Below are 18,109 nucleotides of genomic sequence, written 5' to 3'. Positions count from 1 at the left end.
TTGTAGGGGTCACCAAAAAGATTTTCCTGAAAATAGGCGCTTTTTTGCTTATTTTCGGGATTCTTTTTTTAAATAGTTGGATTATGATATTGATAGTGGATAGTGGCGCGACCAAATCGGATTGGATAGCCTTGGACGAAAAGGGAGAACAGTTATTTTTAACCCAGACCCTGGGGCTGAGTCCGGAGGTGTTGACCCGGGAGGTCATTGAAGACCGCTTGGCCAATAATTTTGAGATTTCTAAAAATAGGGAAAAGGTGTCACGGCTCTATTTTTATGGAGCGGGTTGTGGTACCGATCGAATGAAACGATTTCTGAAGAATATTTTCAAGGACTTTTTCCCCAACGCCCAATCCGAAGTGAAGGAAGATACCTATGCCGCTATCTTTGCCACGACCAAAATCGGCCATCAGGGTATTGTCTGTATTTTAGGAACGGGGTCTAACTGCAGCTATTATGATGGACATCAGCTATTTCAGAAAGTAACTTCCTTGGGTTATATTCCCATGGATGATGGCAGCGGTAATTTTTTCGGTCGAAAATTGATTCGTGATTACTATTTTCATAAAATGCCGCAAGATTTGGGGATGAAGTTTGCCAAGGGGTATAATTTGGACGCGGATGTTATCAAGGAAAATCTGTATAAACAACCCAATCCGAATACCTATTTGGCCACTTTTGCCCGTTTTCTCATAGAGAACAAAGATCATCCCTACTGCAAGGGTGTCATCGATAAGGGGTTTCAGCAATTTGTGAACAACTATATTATGCAGTTCGAACTTGCGACCAAGGTACCGATCAACTTCGTGGGGAGTATCGCATACTACCTCAGGGAAGAACTGACTACCGTACTCGAACGAAACGATTTGATAGTGGGTGTTATCCGCCAGCGGCCGATCGAAGGGCTAGTGGAATTTCACAAAGCCAATTTATAAAAGTTGCCGAAAACCCTAGCTCACACTGCACGGTTTTCTAAGGCGTTCATCCCAGCTGCTTCATTCTTTTGAATGTATAGTCAGAGTACGGCTATCATGGAGATTTCCACATTGACGAATTTGGGAAGATTCGCTACTTCCACCGTTTCCCTTGCCGGGGCTGTCGCTGAGTCGAAATAAGCTCCGTACACTTCATTGATTTGGGCGAACTGGTGCATATCCTTGACGAAAATAGTGGCCTTTACCACGTCGGAAAAACTTGCGCCCGCCTCGGTGAGTATGGCCTTAAGGTTCTCCATGGATTGCCGGGTTTCTTTTTTAATGTCTCCCTGTATTAAATCCCCTGTTTTGGCATCCATTGGAATCTGCCCGGAAATATACAGGGTGTTTCCTGTTAGCACTGCTTGATTGTAAGGGCCGATCGGGGCCGGGGCATTTGGGGTATTGATGATTTTTTTCATTGGTTAACGATTATTTTTTGGTTCTTTTTTAGCAAGACCGACATCTCTACGTATTTATTTTTTCAAACACCCTACCTGTATACTATTGTCTAAAAGGTTGGCTTCGATTCTCCCATTTAAGATCTTTAAGAATGCTGGCCTTTATCCCGATAAAAAAGTTCCATTGCCTAAAGCGTCCGAACGGGGTCCAGTTAAATCGCATGGTGAAGCTTTTCAGGTCCCTTTCGATTCGCAGATTGGTATTCACAACACCCTTATTTTTAAAGTCATAGCCCGAGTTACCGCCGATTCTCCATCTGGGAGACAGGGATATGTTTCCCGAGACCATCAGGGAATGTGCGCTAAACTCATTCTGTCGGGCCGGGTTTGAGTAGGTGGCGGCGTACGCCAAGCGAAAATCCCAAGGTATCTTGGTCCCATAAACAGGATTTTCAACATCTTCCGAGTCCCTATCCTTAAATCCACCTTGGTCTCCGTACAGGCTTTCGGGACTTCCGAATAAATCGTCATCACGGCCGCCGCTCTGCGCCACATAATCATAGGGGTCTACTTCTTCTTCATCCTCTTCTTCCCCTTCTTTTCTGGCAAAGGTTTTGTTGCTTATGTTGTATCCAATATTTAAATTGGCACGGGTAAGCCTAAAAAGGCTACCTCCGTTGTCAATATTGAATGTGTTGATTCGTCTTCCATTATTGTCCAAGGCATAGGCATCCAGTGCGGCACCAAAATTAATGCTCATATTCTGGTCTAACACCGTAATCGTCGTTCCTCCGTTGATATTAATGGGGCTTAAATTAAGGGAATCTGCCTCAAAATTATAGGCGGTGCTGAGATTGAGGTTCGACAAAAGGGGTATTTTCTTTGGCTCGAGTTTGGTGGAATCCTTGTCCCTCACCTTTGCTTCAAAAGTATTGGCCAACGAGAAGCCCACACTGCTCGACTTTCCCAAACTCGGTGCACCGTTCAAGGTCCCTTGGAACCGGGTGTATTGAACGATTTCGTCTGTGTCCGTGTTGACGTATTCGTCGAAAAACTGTTCGAAAGAGGGCGTGTACCCGTAGCTTATCGATGGTCGCATCACATGACGAATTGCCTGTATTTTCTTGTCTTCACCGAACAAGAATGTCCCGTAGAGCGTGGTCCCGATGCTCGTACTCAGCCCGTATTTGTTAAACCGGTCGAAACCTTGCATGGTATCGATGACCACCGAACCCCTGGCACCGTCCTCACCGGGTTGGTAACTTCTTCCGTAGGTCTCCAGGGCCCAAATATCTTCATATGTTCCTCCCATGGTTACGCTAAAAAATTTCGCGATCTTAAAATTCGTACTGATTGGTACCCGGTGTCTGGCACCCACCAAGGCATTATCGAACATACGTCCCGTTAAGAAATCGTCGTCGTTCGTGGTGAGCCTGTTCTGGGCATTCACATCGTACTGGAAATTGATGTTTTGTATGGCTCCTTTTTTGATTCCATCCCTTTTGGCGAAGGGAAAAATACGTTCCATACTGGCCTGTAAGGTGGGCAAGGTCATCTGTATGTTATCCGTTCCTTCCGGAGCGGTGGTGTTTTGGGAGTGCGTCATCGTAAGACTCATATTTACCGAAGGGTATTCGGGAAAGGTTTTTGAGTAGGAGATAGATGAGTTCAAAGTGTTGTTTAATCGACTGCCCGTATTCAATTGGTTCAGGGAGTTTTGATAGTACGAACTGCTTCCCAAGTTTACCGATGCCGAGAACCGGGAATTTGGACTTGCCTTCGTATCTTGGGAATGTGATATCTGAATATTATAGATGGTAGTACGGGAATAGTCGCTAAAACCTCGTTGGCTGGTCACTAAATTTTCGAATCGAAAGTTGACGTTCCCTCGATACTTATACCGTTTCGCATATACCGATTGGCCACGAAAACCGTAACTGCCATTGGTATAAAAATCACCGGTTAATGTAAGGTCGGCATATTCGCCAAAAGGCAGGTAATACCCTCCGTTCTGTAGAAAATACCCCCTATTGGGGTCGTTTCCAAAACTGGGCATCATTAGTCCGGCGGTACGCCCCACGGTTAACGGAAAATAGGCAAATGGCAAGGCAATAGGCGTTGGCACATCGGCAATGTACAGATTGCTATAACCGGCTATTACTTTCTTTTTGGGCACAAATTTGGCCTTTCTTACCCGTATATAGTAATCAGGGTTGATCGTATCTTGCGAGGTTGTGAGTTTTCCCTCGCTCAAAAAATACACCGAATCGTTTTCCTTTTTGGTAATTTCGGCATATACCTTCATCATTTCGCTACCACCTAGTGGCCCCGCATCGGCCTGCTGTTCGGTTCTCGAGTTCCAGATCAACGCCTTCTGGGTATCAAAGTTGAACCGTATCGAATCGGGCCGTACCTCTTGCGAACCTTGTTTAAAAAAAGGTAACTGGGAATAGTTGCCCAACGAATCCTTTAAACGACCCGCGTAGACCTCGTTGTTAACATAATCCATAACAATAATGCCCGCCTTAAGTTCAGTGTCCTGATAGTAGATTTCGGCCTCGTTGTACAGATATATCTTTTGATCTTTCTGACTCAGTCTAACATAATCCTTCGCTTTGTACTTAATTTTGTCGAGGAGAATACTTTGCTTTTTATTAAGGGAATCGATACGCGTAGAATCGGTTACCGTACTGTCCCTTATAGCTGAGATCGGAAAGAGTGGGGCAACGATCGTATCCTTCTCCGCCTTGATGGGCATGGTTACGATTCCGTCTTCTTGGGAGGACACGGTGAGCGTACCGATCAAAAGTAGGAATAGGAAAAGTAAATGATGTTTATTTGATTGCAAGGCTATATATCCTATTTTTGTACCGTTTGGCGACCCTTGGCGATGGTGATTTGGGGTCAAACTTACATATATTTTTTGTTCCCTTCACGGGTCGTTACAATAAATTTAACCATATTGAACAGACTAAAATCCTTTGTTGAAATGAAGTTTAGGCTATTAAGTTTCGTTCCCATTTTGCTGATGGGAGCACTAATTTCTTCGTTCGCCAATAATAATAGCGATGGTGACAAAGACGGGGTGTTCGTAGTTGTCTTGGATGCCGGGCACGGTGGGCATGATCCTGGAAACCTTGGAAACGGCTATTTTGAGAAGAATATTGCCTTAAATATCGTATTGAATATCGGGAAGATCTTGGAAAAGGAGCCCGATATCAAGGTCATCTACACACGAAAAGACGATACGTTCGTGGATCTTTATGTCAGAGGGGAAATTGCCAACAAGGCCAATGCAGACCTTTTCGTCTCGGTTCATTGCGATTCGCATTCTTCCAATGCACAGGGAGCCGGTACTTTTGTATTGGGATTACATGCCAACGAACAGAATTTTGAAATTGCCAAAAAAGAGAACTCGGTTATTTACTTGGAAGACAATTATGAAACCAGATATGCGGATTATGATATCAACTCTCCGGAATCGGTGATTGGACTCACCATCATGCAAGAGGAATTTTTGGACCAGAGCATACGTTTGGCTAAGGGTATTCAGGACAATTTTTCCCATAAGCTGAAGCGCAACGACCGAAAGGTGAAGCAGGCGGGATTTATTGTCTTACATCAAACCTTTATGCCCAGTGTTTTGATCGAGACAGGATTCTTGACAAACAATGAAGAGGGAGCCTATTTGAATTCAAAAAAGGGGCAGGAGGAAATGGGGAGAGCCATCGCACGGGCCATTCTGGATTATAAAAATGGGGTTCAACCCGGTGGTGGAGGGGATGACAAAACAGTAGCTCCCGTTGTAGAAGCCGATGATAAGACGGAAGCGGTCGTGCAGGAAACACCAAAAAAGCCAGAAGATATTCCAGAGGAATTGACCATTTCTAAAGAGAAAGGGACGTTGGAAGCCAAGACAGTTGAAACGATTCAAAGTGTTGGGGAAGAAGAAACGCCAGAGCCACCCAAGGTTGTTGCTGAGATAGGGAAAAAGCAGGAGGAAGAGACCCCAAAACCGAAGTCTTCGGTTGAAGGGATTACGAAAACCCCAAAGAAAGAAATCGCCTCGGAAACGGGGAAATCCAGGGAGCCGGAAATAGCGACCAAGACACCTTCGGAGCCACCTAAAAAGTCGACCAGTATCACCTATAAAGTGCAAATTATGGCCAGCACCAAAGACTTAGATCTTCGCTCCGATAATTTTAGGGGCTTGAATAAGTTGTCGCGGGAGCCTTATAAGAATATGTATCGTTATATGTATGGCGGTACGACTTCCTTTGAGGAGGCAGAATTGTTGAAGGCAAATGCCGATGTCAAGGGCTACACTACGTCCTTTATAGTAGCATACAAAGATGGGGAACGTATTCCGGTTCCCGAAGCCCGGAAATACGTTTCGGATTAATGGCGGTCTTCTTAAATTTATTTCTAATTTTGTTAGGAACCGAAAATTCATCCTTTTGAAACTATCCAGGGAAATTAAAACGGCTATCATCGTTATCGGCGGTATCCTTCTTTTCATTTTAGGCTTCAGTTATTTAAAATCAACCCCGTTATTTGATACTAGCAAGCAAATGTTTGCCATATATCCTGATGTAGGTGGATTGCAACCAGGCACTCCCGTCTCGATCAATGGCCTGAATGTTGGCAAGGTAAACGATATTCGCTTTTTGGATTCACAGGGAAATCTTTTGGTCACTTTTACCGTGGACAGTGATTTTTCCTTTTCGAAAAATAGTCCGGCCGAACTATATGACACCGGGATAATAGGGGGTAAAGGTTTACAGATCATTCCGATTTTTGACGGGTCTCCCTTGGCCAAATCGGGAGATACGTTAAAGACCAATACACGACCGGGACTCACCGAGTTGGCACAACAAAAATTGACCCCACTGTTCAAAAAATTCGAATCGGCGGTATCGGATGCCGATTCCGTTTTGGTGAATGTCAACGAAGTACTCGATGCCAAGACCAAGAACGATTTACGAACTGCTATTTCAGGACTTAGTGGATTAATTCAAAGTTTACAGGGTAGTGCCATCTCCTTGAACAACATCCTGAAAACCAACGAAGGCAAATTAGACAGTTCCTTGACCAATTTTCAGCAGTTGACCTATAGCTTTTCTAAATTGGCCGATTCGCTGAACAATGCCGGTTTGCCGAGTACCCTTAGCAGTCTGGAATCTACCATGGCCAATTTGGATAAGGTCATTGCCAAGATTGATGCGAATGATGGTACCTTGGGCAAGTTGGTAAACGATCGGGAACTCTACAACAATCTGAACAATGCGTCGCGTGAATTGGATTTGTTGTTGCAGGATTTTAGGCTAAACCCCAAAAGGTATGTAAACGTTTCCGTGTTCGGAAAAAAACAAAAGGAATACGAACTACCGGAGAACGATCCCGCCGATACAATAGAAGATCAATAACTACCTATGGAATATCTCCCCAACATTCTTTTTGCCCTCGTCTTAATCGTTGGCATCGGTTATTTCACCAGAAACGTAAAGCGGCTTTCCAGAAACATCAAATTGGGCAAGGATGTCGATGTATCCGACAATAGTTCACAACGCTGGAAGAATATGGCAAAAATTGCTCTTGGGCAGACCAAAATGGTGGTACGTCCAATCGCGGGGTTATTGCATGTTATCGTTTATATAGGTTTTATTATCATCAATATCGAAGTGCTTGAAATCATTCTCGATGGTCTGTTGGGAACCCATCGCCTGTTCGCCCCTTTAGGAAGCGTCTACGATTTCTTGATCGGCACATTTGAGATTTTGGCCTTGTTGGTCATCATTGCGGTGGTGGCTTTTTGGGCAAGGAGAAATATCATTCGCTTACAACGGTTCGTAAAGCCCGAGATGGCTGGCTGGCCCAAAAAGGATGGTAACATGATCCTCTATATCGAGCTCGTGTTGATGTTCCTGTTTTTGACCATGAATGGAGCCGACTACCAGTTACAGCTCAAAGGAGCCGCACACTATGTCAATGAATCAGGTATTGCAGGGGCCTTTCCGGTAAGCCAATTTTTAAGCCCTTTGCTGGAGGATTTGTCGATAGCTAATTTGATTATAGTTGAACGTACGGCGTGGTGGCTTCATATCGTGGGGATACTTTTGTTTTTGAACTACCTCTACTATTCAAAGCATTTACACATCTTATTGGCTTTTCCAAATACATATTATGGAAATTTAAAACCGAAGGGGCAATTCAAAAATTTGGAGGCGGTGACGAATGAGGTAAAGTTGATGATGGACCCGGAGGCCGATCCTTTTGCCGCATCGGATGACAACGCCCCTGAACCGGAAAAGTTCGGAGCCTCCGATGTAACCGATTTAAATTGGGTACAACTCTTGAACGCCTATACCTGTACCGAGTGTGGTCGCTGTACCAGTGAATGCCCCGCCAACCAGACCGGCAAAAAGTTGTCTCCGAGGAAAATTATGATGGATACCCGGGATCGTTTAGAAGAGGTCGGTAAAAATATAGATGCCAATAAAGGTACTTTCGTTGAGGATGGAAAACAGCTGCTGGATGATTATATCTCTAGGGAGGAATTATGGGCATGTACCTCCTGCAATGCCTGTGTGCAGGCCTGTCCGGTGAGTATCGACCCGCTGTCTATCATCATGGATATGCGGCAGTACTTGGTGATGGAGCAATCTGCGGCCCCGGCCGAACTGAACAATATGATGGGGAATATTGAGAATAACGGCGCCCCTTGGCCCTTCAACCAAATGGATCGTCTTAATTGGGTGCAGGAATCTTAAAACATACGGGTAACTAAGAAAAGAATAGGAATGGGAAACGAGTTAAAAGTACCTACCATGGCAGAATTATCCGCCGCAGGCCAACAACCAGAGGTATTGTTTTGGGTCGGTTGTGCCGGTAGCTTTGACGATAGGGCAAAGAAGATTACCAAGGCCTTCATCAAAATTTTGAATAAGGCCAAAGTCTCCTTTGCCGTGCTGGGTACCGAAGAAAGCTGTACCGGAGATCCGGCCAAACGTGCAGGGAACGAGTTCTTATTCCAAATGCAGGCAGTGACCAATATCGAAGTCATGAACGGCTACGGAATCCAAAAAGTGGTGACCGCCTGTCCCCATTGCTTTAACACCTTAAAGAACGAATATCCCGGTTTAGGGGGTAACTACGAAGTGGTGCATCATACCCAGTTTTTGACACAGTTGCTGGAGGAGGGAAAGATCGCTTTGGAAGGCGGAAAGTTCAAAGGAAAGCGCATTACCTACCACGACCCCTGCTATCTGGGAAGGGCAAACAATGTCTATGAGGCCCCAAGGGAGCTCATCCGAAAGTTGGATGCGGAGTTGGTCGAGATGAAAAATTGTAAAAAAAGAGGTCTTTGCTGTGGTGCCGGGGGGGCACAGATGTTCAAGGAACCTGAAAAAGGGGACAAAGACGTAAATATCGAGCGTACCGAACAAGCCTTGGATACCCGTCCGGAAATTATTGCGGCGGCCTGCCCTTTTTGTAATACCATGATGACCGACGGGGTAAAGAACAAGGAAAAGGAAGGCTCGATCGCGGTCATGGATGTGGCCGAGTTGATAGCCGATGTGGAGGATTTGTAAATTATCGTAGTATCAACCAAAAAAAAGTGGTTCTTAATCGATTCCCAAAAAGGAGAGAGGAACCCATAGAATTCCCCAAATAAGAATAAAAAAATGCTAGTAGAATTTGAAAAATTACCTGAGACTTCCCGTGTGTGGATTTATCAGGCGAACAGGAGCTTTTCCACAGAAGAACTCGCCGAAATTAAACAGGCAATGGACGCTTTTATACAGGAATGGACCGCACATGGCCAACATCTGAATGCTGGCTATGAAATACGCTACAATCGTTTTATTGTCCTGGCATTGGACCAAACAATGTCTTCAGCCTCAGGTTGTTCTATCGATGCTTCGGTACACTTTATTCAGGAATTGGAAAAAAGATATGGGGTAGACCTCTTGGACAAGATGAATGTCTCCTACAAACAAGGGGAGTATGTTGCCTATAAACCCCTATTGGAGTTCAAGAAAATGGCCAAATCAAAATCGGTGTCGCCTAAAACGGTTGTCTTTAACAATCTGGTGACGAACAAGGGAGAATACTTGGAACACTGGGAAGTTCCTGCCTCGGAGAGTTGGCATGCCCGTTTTATGTAACGCGATTTCCTTTCAACAACTATTGATAACCTTGGGATGGCACGGTAGTTGAATATATTTTCAGCAGTGGCGATATTACCGATGAAAGGCAATAATTTCGGATGTTTTCAGTTATTTCAAAGAAGTTGTACCATGCGATTTTTAATAACCTTCCCTATATTCTTTCTTTTTGTTCTATGTGCCAACGGGCAAAGTCATCCGTTGTTCACAAAAGACAGCGTTGCACAGGTTAAATGGGTCGATGATCAATATGATAAGATGTCGTTGGAAGAAAAAATAGGCCAACTCTTTATGGTCATGGTTGCCTCGGATGGAAGTGCCGCAAGCAAGGAACGTGTCAAAAAACTCATTAGTGAACAGTATATTGGAGGGGTCATTTTTTCAACCGGGGGCCCGGTGCGACAGGCTCAATTGACCAATACCTATCAAAAGCTTTCAAAAACACCCTTGCTAATAGGCATGGATGCCGAGTGGGGCCTTTCGATGCGTTTGGATTCTACCTATGCCTTTCCTTGGAATATGACCTTGGGGGCGATACGCGACAGCAGTATTGTTGAAAAAGTTGGTTATCGAATCGGGACACATGCCAAACGGTTGGGAGTACATATTAATTTTGCGCCGGATATCGATATCAATATCAACCCCCAAAATCCCATAATCGGTAACCGCTCGTTCGGGGAAGACAGGGAGAATGTGGCGCAAAAGGGCATCGCCTTTGTGAAGGGAATGGAACGCGCAGGGGTTTTATCCAGTGGTAAGCACTTTCCGGGACATGGCGATACCGCGACCGATTCGCATTACTCCTTGCCCCTTATCGACGTAAGTAGAAGCCGATTGGATAGTGTTGAGCTTTATCCCTATCGCAAATTGATAGCTGCGGGACTCAGTAGCGTAATGGTCGCCCACTTGAACGTTCCCAGTATGGAGCTAAAGAAAAACCTACCCTCCTCACTCTCCGAGCAAGTTATTTCAGGAATCTTGATCGATGAAATGAAATTTAAGGGGTTGGTATTCACCGATGCCCTTAATATGAAGGGGGTAACCAATTATGGCAAAAACGGGGAAGTCGAATTAACGGCCTTTTTGGCAGGGAACGATATCTTGCTAATGCCGACCAATGTTGAACTGGCAAAGGAAAAACTCTTAAAAGCCTACAACCGGGGAAAAATTACCGAAAAACGGTTGGCTACCTCTGTAAAGAAAATTTTGATGGCGAAGTACAAGGTTGGATTGCATAAGTACAGGCCAATAGACTTAGAGGGTCTGTATATGGATTTGAATTCGCAGAAAGATGATCTGGTTTACGAAGAGGCCATAGAAAATGCGATTACCGTGGTAAAAAATGATTTTTACCTTATGGGAATTAAAAAATTGGAAAACAAAAAAATCGCCTATGTGAAATTCGGGGATGCCAACGGTAAGCCCTTTTTCGAGGAACTGAATAAATATGCAACGGTTACCCAGGTCAATGCGAAGGATATCGGGACGCTAAAAGAAAAACTGGCCGATTACAATTTGGTCATCATAGGCTTTCACAAGAGTAATGAAAGCCCCTGGAAATCATATAAGTTTTCCGAAAGGGAGTTGTTATGGTTGAAAGAGATTGCCGCATCTAGGACTTCCAACACCATTCTATCGGTTTTTGCAAAGCCTTATGCGCTTCTAGAAGTGCCTACGTTTAATACTATTGACGCTGTGGTAGTAGGATATCAAAACAGTGCCATCGCACAACGTAAAGCAGCGGAATTGATTTTTGGGGCTATTCCTGCCAAAGGAGTTCTCCCAGTGACCAGTCACTCCGAGTTTCCCGTTAATACATCGGTACAACTGAAGCCTCTGTCGCGTTTGGGTTATAGTTATCCGGAGCGCGTTGGCCTAAGTACCGAAAAATTGGCCAAGGTCGATACATTGGTTCAAAATGGGTTGGATTCCCTGATGTTTCCCGGTGCCCAGGTATTAATTGCCAGAAAAGGGAAGGTGATTTACAATAAGGCCTTTGGAAAACCTACCTATACTGCAAAAGATAGTGTTACTACGGAACATTTGTACGATTTGGCTTCCGTTACCAAGATTCTTGCTACACTACCGATGGTGATGAAGATGGAGGAACAGGGCGAGATAGGCCTTAGCGACACCTTTGGTGAACTTATTCCCCAATACGACACAACGGAACTTAAGAATGTGACCGTATTAAAGGCGTTGTCCCATTACGGACGACTTCCCGCCTGGATTGCTTTTTACGTGAGTACTTTGGATAAAAAACGTAAACCTTCAAGGGAATTCTATCGCAACGCACCAACGGACGGTTTTTCAATAAAAGTGAGCGACCAGTTATATCTAACTGACGCCTATACCGATTCGATATATAATCGCATCGGTCGTCAGGATTTAAAATCGAACCGATACCGATATAGCGACGTGGCTTACTACGTAATGAAAAAATATGTAGAACAAAAAAAAGGGAAACGATTGGACCGCCTGGTCGATGAATTTCTTTATAAGCGTATCGGGGCCTTTTATACAACGTATAATCCACTCGAAAAATTTAATAAAAACAGGATAGTACCCTCCGAGGAAGATAAATATTTTCGCTATCAACGGGTACAAGGGTATGTGCATGACATGGGTGCCGCTATGCAGGGCGGGGTCGGAGGTCATGCCGGTCTCTTCAGCAATGCTAACGATGTGGCCAAGATAATGCAAATGTATCTTCAGGGTGGATTTTACGGCGGTGATCGTTTTTTTGAATCGCGTACCGTAAAGAAATTCAACACCTGTTATTTTTGCGATAAAAGGGTACGTAGGGGTGTCGGTTTCGACAAGCCCGATGCAAATGGGGGTGGCCCGGCCTGTGAATGTGTATCCCGAAAGAGTTTTGGACATAGCGGATTTACCGGTACGTACACATGGGCCGACCCCGAGGAAGAATTGGTGTATGTTTTTCTATCTAATCGTACCTACCCCTCGGCGACCAATACCTTATTGGTGAGGTCGGGTCTTCGCACCCGGATTCAAGAGGCAATATACAATGCCATAATGGACTAATAGCGCTTCCCTGCCCACTGTCCTAGGATCTGTTTCCTATCAATTCCTATAAATGTAACGATACATCGTACAAGGGCCCCGCAGACCGAAAACCTGTAATATTAGGTTAAGAAAACCGACAGACTACTAGCTTTTCACTAAATTTGAACAATGAAAATAGCAATCGTTTGTTATCCTACCTTTGGCGGCAGTGGAGTGGTGGCCACCGAACTGGGAATAGCCTTGGCCAATCGGGGCCATGAGGTGCATTTTGTAACCTATCGTCAGCCTGTAAGACTGGAATTGTTGGGTAACAACATCCACTTTCACGAAGTACATGTACCGGAATACCCATTATTCCATTATCAACCATATGAATTGGCATTATCCAGTAAATTGGTGGATACGATCAAGTTATTCGGCATAGAGCTCTTACATGTACATTACGCCATTCCCCATGCATACGCTGGATATATGGCCAAGAAGATGTTGGAGGAGGAAGATATCTATATTCCGATGATCACTACCTTGCATGGCACGGATATAACATTGGTAGGCAAACATCCGTTCTATAAGCCTGCCGTGAATTTCAGTATCAATCAATCCGATGTGGTAACTTCGGTATCAGAGAATCTAAAACAAGGTACGTTGGAGTTTTTCGATATCCAAAAAGAAATAGAGGTTGTCCCTAATTTTATCGATCGAAAAAAATATAGTAATTCCTTCACGGATTGCCAACGATCCTTAATGGCCAATGATGATGAAAAAATCATTACCCATATCAGTAATTTCAGAAAAGTAAAGCGAATTCCTGATATCATCAACGTATTTTACAGGATTCAGCAAGAACTTCCGGCAAAACTGATAATGGTCGGGGAGGGGCCCGAAAAAGAGAATGCGGAATGGCTTTGTGAGCACTTAGGTATTTCCAACAAGGTTATTTTCTTGGGCAATAGTCATGAAATAGATAGGATTCTTTGTTTTTCAGACCTGTTTTTGCTTCCTTCCGAGTCCGAAAGCTTCGGGTTGGCTGCCTTGGAAGCAATGGTTAATAAGGTTCCGGTAATATCAAGTAATGCCGGTGGCATTCCAGAGGTAAACAAACATGGGGTGACTGGATTTCTAAGTGATATCGGTGATATCGAGGACATGGCAAAAAACGCTCTTAGCATCCTAAAGGATGACGAAGTGTTGGAGCAATTTAAGGTGAATGCTCAAAAAGAGGCCTTGAGATTCGACATTATGAAGGTACTGCCCCTTTACGAGGCAATTTATAAAAAAGCATACGATGGAAGGTTTAAAGGTGCCTACAGCTAATTTTCATGTTATTTTCTTGACCTTGACAATGGTGTTCCTATCTTGTAACGGTCAAAAGAAATCGGTGATGGCGAAAGCTAGTGAAGTCCAAGAACAGGATAATGACCGTTTAACACTGGTACTACAAGACAATTATGCTGCGACCGATACCCAGGAAACGATGGTCATCACCGATGATAAATCGCTGCGCAAATTCTTTTCCCGGATAAACCGTACTAGAAAGCCCGGTATTCCCGTACCACAGGTCGACTTTTCAAAGGAGTTGATACTTATCCACTGTGCTGGAGAGCAACATGGTAATGGTATGCCCATGCTAACCATGTTGAACGAGACGAAAGAGGAAATAGTAATCGGAATGGGTAAAACCCAAAAAAAGAGTGAAAAAGGCTCAACGGCGACCACTCGGCCGTTCAGCGTTTATAAAATGCCCTTAACGAAGAAGGAAATCACCTTTAAGACCATGAACTAAAGGTCTTTTTTCATTTACTTCAATTAGCTACCACTGGTTTACCGTAGCGTAGCTCAACGGTTCTTTTTAATCGATGATCGGTATTCAAAGATGCGGCATTCCATTGAAGAATCCGATATAAAGGCCGTCCAACGAGAATAATTACCTTTTAAAGGGCCATTTTGCCTTTAGTCCTTACCGCCAGTACCTTTGTAGGTACGGAATCCCAAATCTTGACCTATGAAAAATAAAACGTTACTAATATCTGTCTTGGCTTGCTTTTTTGCCAGTCTCCTCTTTTCACAGGAAGAACCAAAACTTACTTCGAAAGATAGCATTGTAAAAAGCTCATGGATGTTGGGTTTGGGTTATAATATTGTAGACGATTCCGGTGATGTATTCGATGAGCTCTTTGCGGTAAACTCCCAATGGAACGCGCTTCCTTATCCTTCTAGAATTAGTATTGGCCGTTATTTTAAAAATGGACTTGGGATAGAGGCAATAGCCAGTTACAATAAATACAAGGTGGGAAAAATAATAGACGGTGCGACAAATGTCGAAGAATCGGATTACCTTGGTTTAGATGCGCGTATTTCCTACGACCTTAATCGACTTGTAGGTGAGACCGGCTGGTTCGATCCTTATTTGGGCGTGGGATTGGGATATACCGATGCAAATAACAATTCAAGAGGAACCTATAATGCCGTTGTTGGTTTTAGGGCCTGGTTTTCAGATCGATGGGGGCTGGACTTTAGCTCTTCGGGAAAATGGGCCATAAACAAAGAAAGTGGAATTACAAATCACTTGCAGCATGCAGCAGGTGTGGTATATCAATTTGGAATTGAGAAAGGTTTGTCAAAAAAAGGTGAAGAGAAATTGGCCCTGATTCAGGCTATGGAACAGGAAAAACAGCGGGTACAGGATTCCATTGCAGCAGTAAATCGGGCAAAGGAAGAAGCAGCGCTGGCAGAACGTCTCGAAAGGGAAAGGGAAAAGGCCCGACTCGCAGCGGTAGAGAAGGCCAAACAGGATGCTGAGAATGACCGTAGAAAACAGCTTGAAAATAAAATCAAGGACCTTGGTCATGTTTACTTTGCATTAAACTCGTCATATTTGGACAGAAAATCAAAAAGCATTCTGGATTCTTTAGCGGTGATTTTGGCTACTAACCCTACCATGGAGTTGAAGATTACTTCGCATACAGATTCGAGAGGTTCATCCGATTACAATAAATGGCTTTCCGAAAGGAGGGTAGAACGGACAATCAATTATTTAAGGGATAAAGGAATTTCCTTAAATCGACTGACTTACAGAGGCCTAGGAGAAGAGAGTCTTATGAATGAATGTGATGATAATACTTATTGCCCGGAAGAAAAGCATAGGGAAAACAGAAGATCGGAATTTATGCTGATTGGTCTTTAGCTTCTATTGAATTTGAGTTTCAAAAACATTACCCCACTTTTAGTGGGGTTTTTGTTTTTTGTTTATGAAAAGGATGGGATTCGAATTGCATTCAAAGGAGAAACCAACAACAAGCAATGGATATCACTGTTATTTGCCTGCTTTTAAACTTAATTGCGGACTCATAGACGTTATATCAATGAGAAGTTCTTGTTAACCGTTCTGGTTAGTAGATGTTCCCTTCCTAATTGAAGAATGGTCATATGGTAAGAACTATCGATTCCTGCAGTTAGGACCACATGGCAAGGTTATTTACCAAAATGATTTAAAAAATTACCATGCTGTGTAAGAAAAAGGTTTTGAAACCTTGAATTATCCCCTATTTGTTTAGTCAATTAGGAACCTTGAAGGGCAAAAAGAGTCCTGAAAAGAAAAATCCCTCCATGAACGGCCTCTTAACAAGCTAGCGACGGTAATACCTTATTTGATAATCTTGAAAAAAGTATTAAATATCAGCTGTATGTCTCCAAAAAAGCTACGGTCGGCCAAATATTGAAGATTAAGTTCAAGTTTTTCAGGCATCAGATGTTCCACATAGTATTGTTCCGGATTTTCTTGGCCTTTAAGGATTTCGTTCTCGTTTCGGAACTTTATGGAAGCAATGTCAGTTATGCCGGGTCGTGTATCCAGAACTTTCATTTGGCTTTCGGAGTAAAGGTCAACATACTTTCGAACCTCGGGTCTTGGGCCTACCAAGCTCATATCACCCTTGAGAACGTTAATCAGTTGGGGCAGTTCGTCGATTTTGTATTTTCTTAAAAACCTTCCTGCGTTCGTAATCCGTGCGTCGTCATTACCAATCGTGATCAGGGTCTTTTTATCCGAGCCATCAGCCATTGTTCGAAACTTGTAGAGATAGAAATCCTTATTGTGTTTACCAACCCTAACTTGTTTGTAGAAAACCTTTCCCTTTGAATCCAGCCTTATCCATAAAGCAACAATAAGGAAGAAAGGAAATAGCAACCCTAGCCCTACTAAAGAGCATACAAAATCGAAAATCCTTTTTAACATCAACCCGCTATTTTGGAAAGGGACCTTGTAACGTTTTTATAAGAAGTACAAACACTATCCAGGATGAGTTCTACCTGGTCGTCGGTAAGTTGTGGATAAATGGGCAAGCTAATTTCCGAAATATAATTTTTATGAGCTGTCGGGTAATCGTTGATACTGTATCCGAGAGTTTTAAAGTAAGATAGCAAAGGCAACGGAATAAAATGAACATTTACCGAAACACCCAATTTTGTAATTTCATCGATCATCCGGTCTCGCTGGTCTTCTTTAATGTCTTTTATTCTCAGTGCGAATAAATGGCAAGAAGAGACTATCCCATCCGCCTCCATCGGTGGAACTATGGCCCAATCCATTTTACTGAACCTATTCAGGTATTGCTGAAAAATCTCCTTCCTTCTTTTCAAAAGTTGGGAATATTCACGTATTTGAGCCAATCCAATAGCCGCATTTACATCCGGAAGATTAATTTTCATTCCGAGGCCAGTGATATCATAACGCCATTGCCCGCCCTGGGATTTGGAAAAGGCGTCTTTCGTTTGGCAATTCAGCGTCATCATCCGAAGACTATCGTAAAGTCCATCGTTTGAAAATGGGGCTGGCATATTGATTGCGATTGCACCACCTTCCGCAGTAGTTATGTTTTTCACGGCATGAAGGGAAAATATTGATATGTCCGCTTTATGCCCGACGGCTTTATGCCCAAATATTCCTCCCAACGAATGAGCGGCATCGGAAAGATTCAAAATTCGACCGAGTGTTTTTTGGACTTCGGAAGTAGGTTCGAATAAATCGACCACCTCTTTTTTAGTGATGATATGGTTCAGCCTTTCGTAGTCACAAGGATATCCTGCAAAGTCTACCGGTATAATGGCTTTGGTCCTCTTGGTGATCGCTTGCTGAACCTTACCCATGTCCATATTAAAATCATCGCCCGAATCGACCATGACCGGGGTTCCGCCAGCATGCATTACCGCCAAAGCCGTTGCGCTGTAAGTATATGCAGGAATGATGACCTCATCCCCTTCCTGGAGGCCCAACCATCTCAGTATCATAATGGCACCGGAAGTCCATGAGTTCACACAGAGTACATTAGGGATATCTAAATAATTCGAAATCTCCTCTTCCAGCAACTTCACCTTTGGCCCGGTTGTAATCCAGCCAGAATTAAGGGAGTCAACCACTTCGGCGACAACTTTCTCACTGATATAAGGTGGAGAAAACGGAATCATAGGCTAGACGACTTTTCTTTTAAGTACTGTAACAAGATTTCTTTTACCCTGCAGACGGATAATTTCCAATGCTTCT

14 protein-coding genes are annotated in these 18,109 nt (G+C 43.6%); 10 read left to right on the top strand and 4 right to left on the bottom strand.

The window, feature by feature from the left end:
- The first annotated feature begins 83 nt into the window (after window positions 1-83).
- Window positions 84-935: an N-acetylglucosamine kinase gene (locus FK220_RS17245; protein WP_152575605.1), complete on the top strand. Its 852-nt coding sequence runs from the start codon at window positions 84-86 to the stop codon at window positions 933-935.
- Window positions 936-1,015: 80 nt separating this feature from the next.
- Here FK220_RS17245 and FK220_RS17240 read toward each other — a convergent pair whose 3' ends face one another.
- Window positions 1,016-1,396 carry a RidA family protein gene (locus FK220_RS17240; RefSeq protein WP_152575604.1) on the bottom strand — a complete coding sequence of 127 codons (381 nt, stop codon included), beginning with the start codon at window positions 1,394-1,396 and terminating at the stop codon, window positions 1,016-1,018.
- An 82-nt stretch (window positions 1,397-1,478) separates the two neighbouring features.
- On the bottom strand, window positions 1,479-4,223 hold the full coding sequence (locus FK220_RS17235) for a putative LPS assembly protein LptD (RefSeq protein ID WP_152575603.1): 2,745 nt from the start codon (window positions 4,221-4,223) through the stop codon (window positions 1,479-1,481).
- A gap of 180 nt (window positions 4,224-4,403) precedes the next feature.
- Between FK220_RS17235 and FK220_RS17230 the strand changes: the two genes are divergently transcribed.
- From FK220_RS17230 to FK220_RS17190, 9 genes are all read left to right on the top strand, one after another.
- On the top strand, window positions 4,404-5,777 hold the full coding sequence (locus tag FK220_RS17230) for an N-acetylmuramoyl-L-alanine amidase family protein (protein WP_238719098.1): 1,374 nt from the start codon (window positions 4,404-4,406) through the stop codon (window positions 5,775-5,777).
- A gap of 55 nt (window positions 5,778-5,832) precedes the next feature.
- On the top strand, window positions 5,833-6,801 hold the full coding sequence (locus FK220_RS17225; RefSeq protein WP_152575601.1) for an MlaD family protein: 969 nt from the start codon (window positions 5,833-5,835) through the stop codon (window positions 6,799-6,801).
- Window positions 6,802-6,807: 6 nt separating this feature from the next.
- A complete protein-coding gene (locus FK220_RS17220; protein ID WP_152575600.1) occupies window positions 6,808-8,145 on the top strand; it encodes a (Fe-S)-binding protein in 1,338 nt (445 codons plus the stop codon).
- Between the two features lie 30 nt (window positions 8,146-8,175).
- The gene (locus FK220_RS17215; RefSeq protein ID WP_152575599.1) at window positions 8,176-8,967 is read left to right on the top strand and encodes a (Fe-S)-binding protein; all 792 of its coding nucleotides are present in this window, start codon (window positions 8,176-8,178) and stop codon (window positions 8,965-8,967) included.
- Between the two features lie 93 nt (window positions 8,968-9,060).
- Window positions 9,061-9,543 carry an ABC transporter ATPase gene (locus FK220_RS17210; RefSeq protein WP_152575598.1) on the top strand — a complete coding sequence of 161 codons (483 nt, stop codon included), beginning with the start codon at window positions 9,061-9,063 and terminating at the stop codon, window positions 9,541-9,543.
- 132 nt (window positions 9,544-9,675) lie between these two features.
- Window positions 9,676-12,588: a glycoside hydrolase family 3 N-terminal domain-containing protein gene (locus FK220_RS17205; protein WP_152575597.1), complete on the top strand. Its 2,913-nt coding sequence runs from the start codon at window positions 9,676-9,678 to the stop codon at window positions 12,586-12,588.
- Window positions 12,589-12,738: 150 nt separating this feature from the next.
- Complete coding sequence (gene bshA / locus FK220_RS17200) at window positions 12,739-13,884, top strand: N-acetyl-alpha-D-glucosaminyl L-malate synthase BshA (RefSeq protein WP_152575596.1); 1,146 nt, start codon at window positions 12,739-12,741, stop codon at window positions 13,882-13,884.
- Between the two features lie 67 nt (window positions 13,885-13,951).
- Window positions 13,952-14,353, top strand: coding sequence for a hypothetical protein (locus tag FK220_RS17195; RefSeq protein WP_152575595.1), 402 nt, complete (start codon window positions 13,952-13,954; stop codon window positions 14,351-14,353).
- A 219-nt stretch (window positions 14,354-14,572) separates the two neighbouring features.
- Window positions 14,573-15,754 (top strand): OmpA family protein, encoded by a 1,182-nt coding sequence (locus FK220_RS17190; protein ID WP_152575594.1) that lies wholly within the window; start codon window positions 14,573-14,575, stop codon window positions 15,752-15,754.
- 459 nt (window positions 15,755-16,213) lie between these two features.
- On the opposite strand, the gene FK220_RS17185 is transcribed toward FK220_RS17190, so the two are convergent.
- The gene (locus FK220_RS17185; RefSeq protein WP_152575593.1) at window positions 16,214-16,804 is read right to left on the bottom strand and encodes a sugar transferase; all 591 of its coding nucleotides are present in this window, start codon (window positions 16,802-16,804) and stop codon (window positions 16,214-16,216) included.
- Complete coding sequence (locus FK220_RS17180; protein ID WP_152575592.1) at window positions 16,804-18,033, bottom strand: DegT/DnrJ/EryC1/StrS family aminotransferase; 1,230 nt, start codon at window positions 18,031-18,033, stop codon at window positions 16,804-16,806. The genes FK220_RS17185 and FK220_RS17180 overlap by 1 nt, the downstream gene beginning before the upstream one ends.
- Between the last annotated feature and the right edge of the window lie 76 nt (window positions 18,034-18,109).

This window comes from Pelagihabitans pacificus (assembly GCF_009371985.2).
Lineage (GTDB): Bacteria > Bacteroidota > Bacteroidia > Flavobacteriales > Flavobacteriaceae > Pelagihabitans > Pelagihabitans pacificus.
This window is presented reverse-complemented; position numbering and strand designations above follow the sequence as displayed.

What these genes read in the sequence shown, in the direction of transcription:
- FK220_RS17245 (WP_152575605.1), top strand. Translation starts at nt 84, where the DNA reads ATGATATTGATAGTGGATAGTGGCGCGACCAAATCGGATTGGATAGCC.
- FK220_RS17240 (WP_152575604.1), bottom strand. Translation starts at nt 1,396, where the DNA reads ATGAAAAAAATCATCAATACCCCAAATGCCCCGGCCCCGATCGGCCCT.
- FK220_RS17230 (WP_238719098.1), top strand. Translation starts at nt 4,404, where the DNA reads ATGGGAGCACTAATTTCTTCGTTCGCCAATAATAATAGCGATGGTGAC.
- FK220_RS17220 (WP_152575600.1), top strand. Translation starts at nt 6,808, where the DNA reads ATGGAATATCTCCCCAACATTCTTTTTGCCCTCGTCTTAATCGTTGGC.
- FK220_RS17215 (WP_152575599.1), top strand. Translation starts at nt 8,176, where the DNA reads ATGGGAAACGAGTTAAAAGTACCTACCATGGCAGAATTATCCGCCGCA.
- FK220_RS17210 (WP_152575598.1), top strand. Translation starts at nt 9,061, where the DNA reads ATGCTAGTAGAATTTGAAAAATTACCTGAGACTTCCCGTGTGTGGATT.
- FK220_RS17205 (WP_152575597.1), top strand. Translation starts at nt 9,676, where the DNA reads ATGCGATTTTTAATAACCTTCCCTATATTCTTTCTTTTTGTTCTATGT.
- bshA (WP_152575596.1), top strand. Translation starts at nt 12,739, where the DNA reads ATGAAAATAGCAATCGTTTGTTATCCTACCTTTGGCGGCAGTGGAGTG.
- FK220_RS17195 (WP_152575595.1), top strand. Translation starts at nt 13,952, where the DNA reads ATGGCGAAAGCTAGTGAAGTCCAAGAACAGGATAATGACCGTTTAACA.
- FK220_RS17190 (WP_152575594.1), top strand. Translation starts at nt 14,573, where the DNA reads ATGAAAAATAAAACGTTACTAATATCTGTCTTGGCTTGCTTTTTTGCC.
- FK220_RS17185 (WP_152575593.1), bottom strand. Translation starts at nt 16,804, where the DNA reads ATGTTAAAAAGGATTTTCGATTTTGTATGCTCTTTAGTAGGGCTAGGG.
- FK220_RS17180 (WP_152575592.1), bottom strand. Translation starts at nt 18,033, where the DNA reads ATGATTCCGTTTTCTCCACCTTATATCAGTGAGAAAGTTGTCGCCGAA.